At 73.5% G+C, this 11,773-nt stretch carries 16 protein-coding genes and 1 pseudogene; 8 read left to right on the forward strand and 9 right to left on the reverse strand.

What is annotated here, in order from left to right; all coding sequences use genetic code 11:
* The 3 genes and pseudogenes from AB0I76_RS12585 to AB0I76_RS12595 all read right to left on the reverse strand — a co-directional run.
* Window positions 1-234: pseudogene (locus tag AB0I76_RS12585) on the reverse strand (hypothetical protein); the annotation flags it as partial.
* A 6-nt stretch (window positions 235-240) separates the two neighbouring features.
* On the reverse strand, window positions 241-858 hold the full coding sequence (locus tag AB0I76_RS12590) for a redoxin domain-containing protein (RefSeq protein ID WP_357033898.1): 618 nt from the start codon (window positions 856-858) through the stop codon (window positions 241-243).
* Between the two features lie 225 nt (window positions 859-1,083).
* Window positions 1,084-1,344: a Prokaryotic metallothionein gene (locus tag AB0I76_RS12595; RefSeq protein ID WP_357033900.1), complete on the reverse strand. Its 261-nt coding sequence runs from the start codon at window positions 1,342-1,344 to the stop codon at window positions 1,084-1,086.
* Window positions 1,345-1,498: 154 nt separating this feature from the next.
* On the opposite strand from AB0I76_RS12595, the gene AB0I76_RS12600 reads away from it, so the two are divergent.
* The 3 genes from AB0I76_RS12600 to AB0I76_RS12610 all read left to right on the forward strand — a co-directional run bounded on the left by AB0I76_RS12600 (window position 1,499) and on the right by AB0I76_RS12610 (window position 3,247).
* Window positions 1,499-1,774: an isoamylase early set domain-containing protein gene (locus AB0I76_RS12600; RefSeq protein ID WP_357033902.1), complete on the forward strand. Its 276-nt coding sequence runs from the start codon at window positions 1,499-1,501 to the stop codon at window positions 1,772-1,774.
* Window positions 1,775-1,880: 106 nt separating this feature from the next.
* Window positions 1,881-2,621, forward strand: coding sequence for a lytic polysaccharide monooxygenase (locus AB0I76_RS12605; RefSeq protein ID WP_357033904.1), 741 nt, complete (start codon window positions 1,881-1,883; stop codon window positions 2,619-2,621).
* The gene (locus tag AB0I76_RS12610; protein ID WP_357033924.1) at window positions 2,606-3,247 is read left to right on the forward strand and encodes a DUF305 domain-containing protein; all 642 of its coding nucleotides are present in this window, start codon (window positions 2,606-2,608) and stop codon (window positions 3,245-3,247) included. The genes AB0I76_RS12605 and AB0I76_RS12610 overlap by 16 nt, the downstream gene beginning before the upstream one ends.
* 20 nt (window positions 3,248-3,267) lie before the next feature.
* Here AB0I76_RS12610 and msrB read toward each other — a convergent pair whose 3' ends face one another.
* Window positions 3,268-3,678, reverse strand: a complete 411-nt coding sequence (gene msrB / locus AB0I76_RS12615; protein ID WP_357033906.1) for a peptide-methionine (R)-S-oxide reductase MsrB — start codon at window positions 3,676-3,678, stop codon at window positions 3,268-3,270.
* Between the two features lie 47 nt (window positions 3,679-3,725).
* Between msrB and ligD the strand changes: the two genes are divergently transcribed.
* Together ligD and AB0I76_RS12625 are read left to right on the forward strand one after the other, a co-directional pair.
* Window positions 3,726-4,751: a non-homologous end-joining DNA ligase gene (gene ligD, locus AB0I76_RS12620; RefSeq protein WP_357033908.1), complete on the forward strand. Its 1,026-nt coding sequence runs from the start codon at window positions 3,726-3,728 to the stop codon at window positions 4,749-4,751.
* 49 nt (window positions 4,752-4,800) lie between these two features.
* The gene (locus AB0I76_RS12625; RefSeq protein ID WP_357033910.1) at window positions 4,801-5,229 is read left to right on the forward strand and encodes a hypothetical protein; all 429 of its coding nucleotides are present in this window, start codon (window positions 4,801-4,803) and stop codon (window positions 5,227-5,229) included.
* 60 nt (window positions 5,230-5,289) lie between these two features.
* On the opposite strand, the gene AB0I76_RS12630 is transcribed toward AB0I76_RS12625, so the two are convergent.
* Window positions 5,290-5,742, reverse strand: coding sequence for a GNAT family N-acetyltransferase (locus AB0I76_RS12630; protein ID WP_357033912.1), 453 nt, complete (start codon window positions 5,740-5,742; stop codon window positions 5,290-5,292).
* Between the two features lie 74 nt (window positions 5,743-5,816).
* On the opposite strand from AB0I76_RS12630, the gene AB0I76_RS12635 reads away from it, so the two are divergent.
* The gene (locus AB0I76_RS12635) at window positions 5,817-6,326 is read left to right on the forward strand and encodes a potassium channel family protein (protein ID WP_357033914.1); all 510 of its coding nucleotides are present in this window, start codon (window positions 5,817-5,819) and stop codon (window positions 6,324-6,326) included.
* Here AB0I76_RS12635 and AB0I76_RS12640 read toward each other — a convergent pair.
* Window positions 6,253-7,800, reverse strand: coding sequence for an alpha/beta hydrolase (locus AB0I76_RS12640; protein ID WP_357033926.1), 1,548 nt, complete (start codon window positions 7,798-7,800; stop codon window positions 6,253-6,255). The genes AB0I76_RS12635 and AB0I76_RS12640 overlap by 74 nt on opposite strands.
* A 66-nt stretch (window positions 7,801-7,866) precedes the next feature.
* Window positions 7,867-8,979, reverse strand: coding sequence for an ATP-dependent DNA ligase (locus tag AB0I76_RS12645; RefSeq protein ID WP_357033916.1), 1,113 nt, complete (start codon window positions 8,977-8,979; stop codon window positions 7,867-7,869).
* A gap of 136 nt (window positions 8,980-9,115) precedes the next feature.
* On the opposite strand from AB0I76_RS12645, the gene AB0I76_RS12650 reads away from it, so the two are divergent.
* A complete protein-coding gene (locus AB0I76_RS12650; protein ID WP_357033918.1) occupies window positions 9,116-9,328 on the forward strand; it encodes a hypothetical protein in 213 nt (70 codons plus the stop codon).
* A gap of 344 nt (window positions 9,329-9,672) precedes the next feature.
* Here the strand turns inward: AB0I76_RS12650 and AB0I76_RS12655 are convergent, their stop codons facing one another.
* A complete protein-coding gene (locus AB0I76_RS12655) occupies window positions 9,673-10,167 on the reverse strand; it encodes a GNAT family N-acetyltransferase (protein ID WP_357033920.1) in 495 nt (164 codons plus the stop codon).
* Between the two features lie 89 nt (window positions 10,168-10,256).
* On the opposite strand from AB0I76_RS12655, the gene AB0I76_RS12660 reads away from it, so the two are divergent.
* A complete protein-coding gene (locus tag AB0I76_RS12660) occupies window positions 10,257-10,763 on the forward strand; it encodes a DUF1990 domain-containing protein (RefSeq protein ID WP_357033922.1) in 507 nt (168 codons plus the stop codon).
* A gap of 48 nt (window positions 10,764-10,811) precedes the next feature.
* Here the strand turns inward: AB0I76_RS12660 and AB0I76_RS12665 are convergent, their stop codons facing one another.
* Window positions 10,812-11,732 (reverse strand): DNA-3-methyladenine glycosylase 2 family protein, encoded by a 921-nt coding sequence (locus AB0I76_RS12665; protein WP_357033928.1) that lies wholly within the window; start codon window positions 11,730-11,732, stop codon window positions 10,812-10,814.
* Between the last annotated feature and the right edge of the window lie 41 nt (window positions 11,733-11,773).

The following is an 11,773-nucleotide window of genomic DNA, read 5'->3' on the forward strand; positions in this document are numbered from 1 at the left end:
GAACCCACCAGGGAGTTTCCCGGCTACCCGACCGCCGACACGCTCAAGACCCGGTCGGAGGAGCCGCTTGAGCCCACCCCGGGCTCGCCGGCGCCCGAGCGGTCCGCGCCGGTCCGCCGGACCGTCGCCGAGGACGAGCATCGAGAGGTACGCGGGCAGCAGCGCGAAGCCGCACGGGTTGACGGCGGCGAGCAGGCCGGCGCCGAGCGCGAGGCCGTAGGGGGCGTCGGTCATGTCGGCTCAGCTCAGCTCGGCGACGCGCCGGCGCAGGTCGGCCTGGGACAGCGGCCCGTTGTGTCGGACCGTCCCGGCGGAGTCCAGCAGCACGTAGTGCTCCTGGCTGGTGACGCCGAACCGACGCCAGACCACGCCGTCGTCGTCCGCCAGGCTCGGGAAGCCGGTGATGCCGGTGTCCCGGGCGAATCGCTTCATCGCCTCGTCGCCGCTGCCGAGGCCGGCCACACCGACCACGCTTACGCGGTCGGCGTTGTCCCGCTGCACGGCGGCGACCGAGTCGGCGACACCTCGGCAGCGCGTGCACCACGCCGCCCAGAACCACAGGACCGCCGGCTTCCCGGCGAGGCTGCTCCCGGCGAAGCTGCCGCCGTCGAGGGTGCGGGCGGTGAAGTCGAGCGTCTTCGGCACGGCAGGGGCGCTGGGGTCGGCGCCGGCACCCGACGGGGTGCCGCTGGCACCGTCCGGGCTCGCGGTGGCGCCGCCCGGGGCGGGCGTGGCGGCGGTGGCGGTGGCGGCCGGCGCGTCGCCGGAGGACCGGTCGTCGGCGCCGCCGCACGCGCTCAGCGCCAGGGCGGCGGTGGCCAGCGTGGCGGCGATCAGCCGGATGGTGGTGACGGGCATGCCCGGATGCTAGCCGTCCGGGCCGGCCTGTCGTCCTTACCGCTCGCTTACGGTCGCCCCGTCCACTTCGCTCGGTGAGCGCCACCCGCCCGGCCCGCCTCCCCCCGCAAGGTCACGCTCGAACAGGGAAGTAGTGGGCTCCGGACGCCCGCGAGGCCACTACTTCATGGATCGTGCGCGATCGTGGACGTGGAGACCGCGGCGGCGAGTGGGCCGCGCGGCCCGTCAGGCGGGGCGGGAGCCGACGGCGTCGCGGACCTGGGCTCCCTGGTCGCCCTCCTCGGCCCGGGCGCAGTGCGCGCAGCAGAAGAAGCGGCCGGACACCTCCACGCCGTGCCCGACGATCTTGATCTGGCAGTGCTCGCAGATCGGGGCCATCTTGTGGATGGCGCACTCGAAGCAGTCGAAGGTGTGCACGTCGCCGCTGACCGTACGCACCTCGAACGCCATCCAGTAGTCGTTACCGCAGACCTCGCAGGTCGCCATGACGAAACCCCCGTGAAATGGACAAGTCACCTCAGCGTCGACGAACAGCAGCAGGACGGCAACCGGAACCGGCAAACCTGATCCGGCCTGCGGCGAGTCGTCCCCGGCGTGTCGGCCGTTGGACCCGGAGCAGGCCTCGATACCGGAGGAACACGTGATCAAGCGCAACAAGCTCTTCGGCAACCAGACCCGGGTGACCTTCTGCCTTCCCCGGGACGCTCCGCCCGGCCCGGTCAGCGTCGTCGGCTGTTTCAACGACTGGGAGCCGGGCCGGCACGAACTCGTCGCCCGCCGGGACGGCACCCGGACCGTCACCGTGCGGCTCGGGCCGGGGGAGTACCGCTTCCGCTACCTCGCCACCGGCGGCGTGTGGCTGGACGACGAGTCGGCCGACCGGGTGGACGAGCGGGGGAGCCTCCTGAAGCTCTGAGCTGCCCGCCCGGCCCTGCTTTATCGACAGGAGTCTTTACTGTTAACAAGGTTTAATTTATGTTGGGTGGCATCTCAGCAGGTCGGATTCCAAAGGAGATGCCACCATGCGAAGACGACTCACCCTTCCGCTCGCGGCGACCGGCGCGGTCGTCGCCTCGCTGGCGGTCGCCGTACCCGCCCAGGCCCACGGGTACGTCTCCGGGCCGCCGAGCCGACAGGCGCTCTGCGCGCAGGGCCGGGTGCCCGACTGCGGCCAGATCAGATGGGAACCGCAGAGCGTCGAGGGGCCCAAGGGGCTGCGTAGTTGCCATGCCGGCATCGCGCAGTTCGCCGTCCTCAACGACGACGGCCGGGGTTGGCCCGCCACCTCGGTCGGCACCTCGGTCACCTTCACCTGGACGAACACCGCCCGCCACGCCACCAGCAACTGGGAGTACTTCATCGGCGGCACCCGGATCGCGGTGTTCAACGGCGGGGGCCAGCAGCCGGGCGCGACCGTGTCGCACACGGTCAACCTCGGCGGGTACCCGGGGCGGCAGAAGGTCCTCGCGGTGTGGAACATCGCCGACACCCCCAACGCGTTCTACTCCTGCGTCGACCTTCAGGTCTCCGGCGGCGGCGGGCCCACGCCCACCACGCCGCCACCGACCAGCCCCAGCCCGACGCCGACCGCCGCACCCACCACCCCGCCGCCCGCCCCGGGTGGCACGTGGACGGCGGGCCGCGCCTACCAGGTCGGCGACCAGGTCACCTATGGCGGATCGAGCTACCAGTGCCGCCAGGCGCACACCGCGATCGCCGGTTGGGAGCCGCCGTACACCCCGGCACTCTGGACCCAGGTCTGACCGGATCGGGTGCGGCCCGTACCCAGAGCGCGCCGCACCCGCCGACCGTCGATCGGAGGCTCGGCATGGCCCGCCGGCTCGCGTACACCCTGCTCGTCGTCCTGCTCCTCGTCGCCGGCTGTGCCGGCGGCGACGGTGACACCGCACCGGCCCCCGCCGCGACCCCGGTCAGCCTTCAGGGCGTCGACGCGCCGTTCCTCGAGGCGCTCGTCGCGCACAGTGAACGCACCCTGGAGATGACCCGCGCGGTCCGCGGCCGGCTGACCGATTCGCACCTACGGACCCTGGTCGCGGCCGTCGAGGCCACCGAAACCGACGAGCTGGGCACGATGCGTGTCTGGCTGCGGGACGCCGGCCGCCCCACCACCGGGGGCCGGCACGACCACACCGGGCACGCCGACGCCGACGACCTGGAGCGGCTGCGCCGGGCCGGCCCCGCCGAGGTGGATCAGGTCCTCGGTACGGTGCTGAGCGCGCACCAGGCGGCGGCGGCGGACCTCGCCCGGGCCCACCTCAGGGTCGGGGGCAGCGCGGCGGTCCGTGAGTTCGCCGAGCGGGTGGCCCGTTCCCGGGACGCCCAGGTCGAGTTGCTGGCGACGCTGCCGGCCGGCGACCGAGTGCGATGATCGCCAGCGGCGAGCCGGCGTCAGGCGCCGCGCGGCTCCAGCCGGATCGAGACCGAGTTGACACAGTGCCGGGTGTCCTTCGGGGTGAAGCCCTCACCGTGGAAGACGTGCCCGAGGTGGCTGTCGCACCGGGCGCAGCGGATCTCGGTGCGCGTCATGCCGAGAGTGCGGTCCTCGATCTCCTTGACCCGGCCGGGGATGGCGTCGTCGAAGCTCGGCCACCCGCAGTGCGAGTCGAACTTCGTGTCGCTGCTGAAGAGTTCCAGCCCGCACGCCCGGCAGTGGTAGACGCCCGGCGTCTTCGTGTCCACGTACTCGCCGGTCCACGGGCGCTCGGTGCCGGCCTCGCGGAGCACCCGGAACTCCTCGGGGCTCAGCCGGACCCGCCACTCTTCCTCGGTGCGGGGCAGTTCGCTGTCGTCAAGACTCACCCCTCAACGGTACGTCGGACGTCGCACCCGTCGCATATGGTCGCGCAATGGGTGGCACGAAGAGCGCAGCCGAGGAGATCGAGGTGGCCGGGCGCACCGTCCGGCTGAGCAGCCCCGACCGGGTGATCTTTCCGCAGCGCGGCTACACCAAGGCCGACGTGTTCCACTACTACCTCGCGGTCGGTGACGGCATCACGCGCGCCCTGCGCGGCCGGCCGACCACCCTGCAGCGCTTCCCCGAGGGCGTCGAGGGGGAGATGTTCTTCCAGAAGCGGGTGCCGACCCGAGGCGTGCCCCCGTGGGTCGAGACCGCGCGGATCGCCTTTCCGAGCGGTCGTACGGCTGACGAGCTGTGCCCCGCCGACCTCGCCCACGTGGCCTGGGCCGCCCAGATGGGCACCGTGGTGTTCCACCCGTGGCCGGTCCGCGCCGCCGACACCGACCGTCCCGACGAGCTGCGCGTCGACCTCGACCCGCAGCCGGGCACCGACTTCGCCGACGCCGCCGCCGCGGCGGCCGAGCTGCGCGGCATCCTCGACGAGCTGGGTGCGACCGGCTGGCCCAAGACCTCCGGCGGTCGGGGCGTCCACGTCTACCTGCGCATCGCACCTCGATGGACCTTCACCGAGGTCCGCCGGGCCACCATCGCGCTGGCCCGCGAGCTGGAGCGACGCCGGCCCGAGCTGGTCACCACCGCCTGGTGGAAGGAGGAGCGGGGCACGCGCGTCTTCGTCGACTTCAACCAGATGGCCCGTGACCGGACGATCGCCTGCGCGTACTCGCTGCGCGCCAACGCCCGCGCCACCGTCTCCACCCCGGTCACCTGGGACGAGCTGCCCGACGTCGACCCGGACGACTTCGACCTGCGCACCGTCCCCACCCGGGTGGCCGAGCGCGGCGACCCGCACGCCGGGATCGACGACGCCGCATGGGACATCACCCCGCTGCTGGAGTGGGCCGACCGGGACGCCGCCGTCGGCCAGGGCGACATGCCGTACCCGCCGGACCATCCGAAGATGCCCGGCGAGCCGAAGCGGGTCCAACCCTCGAAGGACCGCGACCGACCCCGCTGACCGCACCGCGTCCAGCGTCCGTTCAGCCGGGCGGGGCACACTGTTCCGCATGACCTCCCCGAGCGATGTAATCCGGCGGCTGGTCGGCGTCTACCACGCCGACGGCGGCCTGCGCGGCGAGCTGGCGTACGTCGTCGGCAAGGTCCGGGGCACCGCCGAGTGCGCCCTCTGCGACATCACCCACGGGGCGTTGGGCCGCAAGCGCGAGTGGCGGCACCTCGTGCCCGAGCTGGGCGTCCCGGTCGACCTCGTGCACCTCAACGAGCGCTCCCCGGAGATCCGGGCGGCCAGCGAGGGGCGTACGCCGTGCGTGCTGGCGCTGACCGACGACGGCCCGGTACCGCTGCTCGGCCCCGCCGATCTGGACGCGCTGGACGGCAGCGTGGCCCGGTTCGCCGAAAGGCTGCACGCCGCCGTCGACGCCGCCGGCCTGCGCTGGGCGGCGCGGCACGGGGGCCGGCCGGCACCGACGGCCTGACGGTGGGTCCGGCGGCCGGGACACTCCGACGTCGGTGACACCTGGTCGGCCGGGCCACTGTCAGAGGTGGAGCTTCATGCCCTCGTGGCTGGCCACGAAGCCGAGGCCCAGGTAGAAGCGGTGCGCGTCGTGGCGGGACTTGTCGGTGGTGAGCTGGACCAGCCCGCATCCCCGCTCCCGCGCCCGGTCGACCGCCCAGGTGATCATCTCCCGGCCCAGGCCCCGGCCCCGCTGGTCGGAGCGGACGCGGACCGCCTCGATCAACTGCCGCTCGGCGCCGTGCCGGCTCAGCCCCGGGATGTAGGTGAGCTGCATGCACCCCACCACCGCACCGTCGGCCTCCGCCACGACCAGGTCGTTGCGCGGGTCGGCGGTGATGTCGTCGAACGCCCGCTCGTACGCGGCGTCGACCTCTCCGACCTCGCGGGACCGGCCGAGCGCGTCGTCGGCGAGGAGCGTCAGGACGGCGGGCAGGTCGGACCGGACGGCCACGCGGAAGATCAGGTCGTTCATGACGCCGAGCCTGGCACAGCGACACCGGCGGATGTGCGGGCGGTGGTTGCGGTCACCGGGCAGCATGGTGCCCCATGGACATCCTGGCGCCGTTCCGGTGGATCTACCGGGGGCTGGTGTGGTTCGCGAACTCGCCGCGAACGCTGATCACGTCGTACCTGCTGATGATCGTCGTCGCGGGGGTCATCTACGGCCAGGTGGAGAACCGCACCGCCGCCGACGCGGTCTGGTGGGCGGTGGTGACCGCCTCCACCGTCGGCTACGGCGACATCTCACCGACCACCTGGGCCGGCCGGACGCTCGCCGCGCTACTCATCTCGACCATGGTCCTGCTGGTCATCCCGCTGATCACGGCGCACTTCGCCAGCCGGCTGATCGTCGACGACGACGCCTTCGAGCACGAGGAGCAGGAACAGCTCAAGGCGGACGTGCACCGGATGCGACTGCTGCTGGAGGAGATCGCCCGGCGGTACGAGATCGAGATACCCGAACTGCAGCCGGAGCCCCCGGTCAGCGGGCCGGGCAGCGCAGCCCCTCCCTGGGAACGGTCAACGAGATCAGGTAGGCGTCGACGGCAGCAGTGATGCAAGCCGTCTGCGGATAGGCGGTGTGCCCCTCGCCCTCCCAGGTGAGCACCCGGCCCACCCCGAGCATCGAGGCCAGGGCGGGGGTCTGCTCGTACGGGGTGGCGGGGTCGCCGGTGGTGCCGACCACCAGGATCGGCGGCGCACCGTCGGCCCGGCCGGTCGGGTACGGGTCCCGGCCGCCCGGCCACTCCGTGCAGGAGAGCATGCCCACGGCCAGGGCGGGGCCGAACAGCGGGTACTTCTGGCGCCACTGCGACTGGAGCTGGCGGATCTGCTCCCGACTGGGCTTCTCCTCCTCGTCCGCGCAGTTGACCGCGAGGTTCGCGTCGAAGAGGTTCGAGTAGCGGCCGTCGTCCTCGCGGTCGGCGTACGCGTCGGCGAGGCGGAAGACCTCCGTCGGGTCGCCGTCCTGCAACTCGTCGATCGCCCGGCCCAGCTCCTCCCAACCCGCCTCGGTGTAGAGGGAGGAGATCACCGCGTAGAACACCCAGCCGGGGGTCGCCTCCCGCCCGTCGTCACCCCGGACCGGCGAGACCCGGGCCTTCTCGATCGCCGAGGTCACCGCGGCCCGGGCATCCGGCGCGATCGGACACCGGCCGGCGTTGGCCGCACACCACCGGGTGAAGTTGTCGAACGCCCGCTCGAAGCCCTTGGCCTGGCTCTCCGAGGAGGCGACGAGCCCCTGCCGGGGATCGACCGCGCCGTCGAGCACCAGCGCCCGGACGCGCTGCGGGTAGAGCTGCGCGTACGTGGCGCCGAGCAGCGTCCCGTACGAGTAGCCGAGGTAGGTGAGCTTCTCGTCGCCGACGGCGGCGCGGACCGCGTCCATGTCCCGTGCGGCCTGCTCGGTGCCGTAGAGCGGGAGCTGGTCGCCGTACTTGTCGCCGCAGCCCCGACCGATCCGCTGGCTGAGCGCGACGAAGTCGTCGAACGACCGCTGGCTCTCCGGGTCGGGGTCGTAGCCGAAGGTCGCGTCGAGGTCGGCGTCCGGGATGCACTTCACCGGGCTGGACCGAGCCACCCCGCGTGGGTCGAAACCGACGATGTCGAAACGCTCGGTGACCGAGGTGGGCAGCCCACCGAAGGTCGGCCCGAAGGAGAGGTAGACGGCGGTGTCCACACCGGAGCCGCCGGGACCTCCCGGGTTGATGACCAGCGACCCGATGCGGTCGCGCTGCTTGGTCGAGCGGGCTCGCAGCAGGGCGATCTCGAACGTCTCACCGCTGCCCGGACCGGCGGTGGCGCCCGAACCGGTGCCCCAGTCGCGGGGAACCCGGATGCGGGCGCACTCGTAGCGCATGTCCGGCGCACTGCGGCCGACCAGCTCCTCAGGCACCTCGGGGCACGCGCGCCAGGCCGGCGCGGTGCCGGGTGCGGCAGCCTCACCCTCGACGTCCGTGCTGGGCGCGAACGCCGGCAGGGTGCAGCCGGCGGTGACCAGCGCGGCGGCGGCCAGACCGGCGAGAGCCAGCCGGAACCGGGGGCGGTCGGAGGTGCGGGTCACGAGGAAACCTCCCTGATCGGGTCGAGCGCCAGGCTACGCCGGGCCGTCGGGCGACCCCACGGTCGCCGTCGGGTCACCGCGCAGCACCTGGTCCACGTCGAACCGGACCGGCCGGTCGAGCTGGTCGTAGCGGCAGGAGCGGGGATCACGGTCGGGCCGCCAGCGGACGAAGCGCGCCGTGTGCCGGAACCGTTCGCCCTCCATCGCGTCGTATCCCACCTCGACCACCAGCTCGGGGCGCAGCGGCTCCCACTCCAGGTTCTTCGTGCCGGTCCACCGGCTCACCCCACCGGGGATGCGTTGCCCGCGCTCGTGGTCGCCGTGCACCCACGGGTGCGTGCCGTCGGTGTCCCGGTAGGGGGCCAGCTCCTCCAGCAGCTCCTGCCGACGGGCCATGGTGAACGACGCGCTCACCCCGACGTGGTGCAGGACCCCGTCGTCGTCGTAGAGGCCGAGCAGGAGCGAGCCGACCACTGGACCGGACTTGTGCCACCGGAAGCCGGCCACCACCACGTCGGCGGTGCGCGCGTGCTTGACCTTGAACATGAGCCGCTTGCCCGGCTCGTACGGTAGGTCGGCCGGCTTGGCGATGAGACCGTCCAGGCCGGCGCCCTCGAAGACGTCGAACCAGCGGTGCGCGGTCTCCGGGTCGGTGGTGACCTGGGTGACGTGCACCGGCGGCCGTACGCCACCCAGCGCCTCCTCCAGCCGCGCCCGCCGTCGCGGGTAGGGCTGCTCCAGCAGCGACTCGTCGCCGAGGGCGAGCAGGTCGAAGGCGACGAAGTCGGCGGGGGTGGTCTCGGCCAGCATCGTCACCCGCGAGGCCGCCGGGTGGATGCGCTGGGCGAGCAGCTCGAAGTCGAGGCGCGGCTGGCCGTCCGGCCCGTCCCGTCGGATGACGATCAGCTCGCCGTCGACCGCGCACCGCTCCGGCAGCTGGCGGCGGGCCTGCTCGACGACCTCCGGGAAGTAGCGCGTCATCAGCTTGCCGCCCCGGCTGGCCAGCTCGACCTCGTCGCCGTCGCGGAAGACGATGCACCGGAAGCCGTCCCACTTCGGCTCGTACGTCATGCCGGGGGCGGTCGGCACCCGGGGCACGCTCTTGGCCAGCATCGGCTCGACCGGGGGGTTGATCGGCAGCTCCACGGCGACCAGTCAATCAGACGGCACCGACAGCCGTGAGGCAGATCACCGGCGGCTCGCGGGCGGTGTGTCCCCGCGCGTCCCCCGGCGTCCCTCCGGCCGGAATCAGATAACCGCAGCTCACAGCTACTTTCGCGGGGTGTCGGAGTGGGTCTGCGGGTGTTGCGGGCGGTGGCGGGTGACCATCGAGCTGATCCGTGGGCGCTACCGCTACCGGCTCGTGCACCGCTACCCGCGGTCGTACGGCGGCGGTAAGAACGTGCTCGGCGAGGTCGGCTCGGTCACCGAGTTGGCGGAACTGCTCCGCGCCCGTACGCCGCTGGACCTGGCCGATCTGCGCGAGGCCGCCTGAGCATCGGCCGATCGGGCGGGTCGGGCCGGTTCCGCGATGTGCCTCCCCGCCGAAGCCATCACAGTGAGTCACAGCTGGGATCTCGTCACTGTCGGTGACGTCCCGGCGGCTGCCGACACGATGCCTTCGCCGCTTTGCTCTGCACCCCCGGACGCACCAGCCTGTCCACCTGCTGTTTCTCGGCGGGCTTCTCCCCAGCCGTGGTCACGCGGCGCAACCGGTGCGTATCAGGGTGCAGAGCAAAGCGGCGCGCACGTCCGAGGTCCGGCCGCGCGAGAATCACTGTGCGCGAGCGGCACTCTGGTGTCCGACAGCCCGGTGGGGCGGCGGAGAATCCGTGTGGCTCAGGCGCCGGCGCGGACGGCGCTGACCGACGGCTTCTCCAGCAGGGCGAGCCGCACGCCGTTCGCGTCGGCCCGGTGCCCGACCACCCGGTACCCGTGCCGCTGGTACAGCCGGAGGTTCTGCTCGCTGTCCGCGCCGGTGAACAGCGCGAACCGGTCGACCCGGGAGGCGTACATCGCCTCGACGGCCCGCAGCAGGCGCCCGCCGATGCCGCAACCCTGCTGGTCCGGGGCGACGGCGAGCCGCCCGACGTGGGCGACGCCGGCCTCGACGTGGGCACGCACCGAACCCACCAGCCGTGGGCCGACCCGGGCGGTCAGCACGGTGCGTGCCCCGGCGACGGCGGCGCGCACCTCCTCCAACGTCTCGGTCAGCGGCGGCAGGAACGGGTCGCCGTAGCGCTGCGCCTCGGTGAGGTAGGCGGCGCGCTGCACGGTGAGGATCTCGCCGGCGTCGAGGAGGGTGGCCGGCGCGATCAACGGGGGTGTTCTCACGCGCCCAGCCAACCACAGTCGACCGCGGGCGCGGTGCCCCCGACCCCGTACGCTGGGCGGTGTCCGTCGACCCGGAAGGGGTGCCTCCCGTGCCGGCACTGACCTATCCGCACGTCGGCGCCACCCGGGCCGGGGACCTGCCGGCCGGCTGGCGGCACGTGCGGCACCGGGTCCGGCTGCCCGAGGGAACGTTCGACGCGGCGGGCGAGGCCGTGCTCTCGTGGCACCTGCACCGGGCCGCGGGCATCCGGATCGACGCCTCGGCCGACCGGGCCGCGCCCGGCGTACGGGTCGTCTCCGGGCTCGGTGTCGGCCCGCTGCGGCTGGCCGCGCCCTGCGAGGTGGTCTGGGCGGTCGACGACGGCTCCCGGGCCGGCTTCGGCTACGGCACCCTGCCCGGCCACCCCGCCCGGGGCGAGGAGGCGTTCCTCGTCGGCCGCGACGGATCCGGCGAGGTCTGGTTCGAGGTACGCGCGTTCAGCCGGCCCGACCGCTGGTTCATGCGCGCCGCCGGGCCCGCCGGTCGGGTCTTCCAGCACGCGTACGCGTGGTGGCTCGGACGGACCCTGCGCCGGCTCTGCGCCCGGCGGGGCTGACCGCCGATCCCACCCGCCAGGGCGACACCCGGCGGACCGGTGCGGTCGTCAGAACCGGGCGAAGGAGCGGATCGGCGCCCGGGGGCCGAACTTCGGCGCCTGGATGCCGGCGGCCTCCAGCAGCCCGCACACCCGGCCCCGGTGCCCCCGGAACGGCTCCAGCAGCGCCAGCATCCGCGCGTCGTCGCCGCGCGCCTCCCCGGCCAGGGCCCAGGCCACCGTGTTCGGCACGTGGTAGTCGCCGACGCTGACCGCGTCCGGGTCGCCGTACGCGACACGGACCACCTCTGCCGCCGTCCAGGGGCCGATGCCGGGGATCGCGGTGAGCCGGCGGGTCGCCTCGGTCGAGTCGGCGCAGCGCTCCAGCCGGTCGGCCACGGCGGCGACCCGGCGCAGCGTCTCCGCCCGCCGCTGCTCCACTCCGAAGGGGTGGAAGACCCAGTACGGGGTGGCCGCCACCGCCGAGGCCTCCGGCGGCAGCAGGAGCGGCTGCATCGGGCCGGGTGCCGCCGCGCGGAAGTGCCGGACCATGGCGGCGTACGCCCGGTAGGCCTCCTTGCCGGTCACCTTCTGCTCGAAGACCGCCCGCAGCAGCCGGCCGAAGACCTGACCGGTGGTCGGCATCCGCATCCCGACGTACCGCGCGGCCAGCTCGGCCACCAGCGGGTGGGCGGCGGCCAGGTCGGCGAACCCGGTCAGGTCGTCGCGGAGGCCGGCGATCGCGTCGGCGCGCTCGACGACCCAGTCGGCTCCCGGGCCGTACCCCTCGGCGAGGAGGTCCCCGGCGGACGGGCGCAGCGCCAGGGTGGCCGGCCCGTCCGGGGTGCGGGTGGCCCACCAGAAGGTGCCCTCCGCGACCCGCGCGCACGGGTCGTACGGGCTGAAGGTCAATGACCGCACCGACGCGGCCAGGCGGTAGCCGGCCGGTGGGCGCAGCACCCGGCGGGCGTCGGCTTCGGTCCCGGTCACCCCGCCATGCTGCCACGGGATGAGACGGTCGCGGCGCCGGC

This window comes from Micromonospora sp. NPDC049799 (assembly GCF_040656655.1).
Lineage (GTDB): Bacteria > Actinomycetota > Actinomycetes > Mycobacteriales > Micromonosporaceae > Micromonospora.

What these genes read in the sequence shown, in the direction of transcription:
- AB0I76_RS12590 (WP_357033898.1), bottom strand. Translation starts at nt 858, where the DNA reads ATGCCCGTCACCACCATCCGGCTGATCGCCGCCACGCTGGCCACCGCC.
- AB0I76_RS12595 (WP_357033900.1), bottom strand. Translation starts at nt 1,344, where the DNA reads ATGGCGACCTGCGAGGTCTGCGGTAACGACTACTGGATGGCGTTCGAG.
- AB0I76_RS12605 (WP_357033904.1), top strand. Translation starts at nt 1,881, where the DNA reads ATGCGAAGACGACTCACCCTTCCGCTCGCGGCGACCGGCGCGGTCGTC.
- ligD (WP_357033908.1), top strand. Translation starts at nt 3,726, where the DNA reads ATGGGTGGCACGAAGAGCGCAGCCGAGGAGATCGAGGTGGCCGGGCGC.
- AB0I76_RS12625 (WP_357033910.1), top strand. Translation starts at nt 4,801, where the DNA reads ATGACCTCCCCGAGCGATGTAATCCGGCGGCTGGTCGGCGTCTACCAC.
- AB0I76_RS12630 (WP_357033912.1), bottom strand. Translation starts at nt 5,742, where the DNA reads ATGAACGACCTGATCTTCCGCGTGGCCGTCCGGTCCGACCTGCCCGCC.
- AB0I76_RS12635 (WP_357033914.1), top strand. Translation starts at nt 5,817, where the DNA reads ATGGACATCCTGGCGCCGTTCCGGTGGATCTACCGGGGGCTGGTGTGG.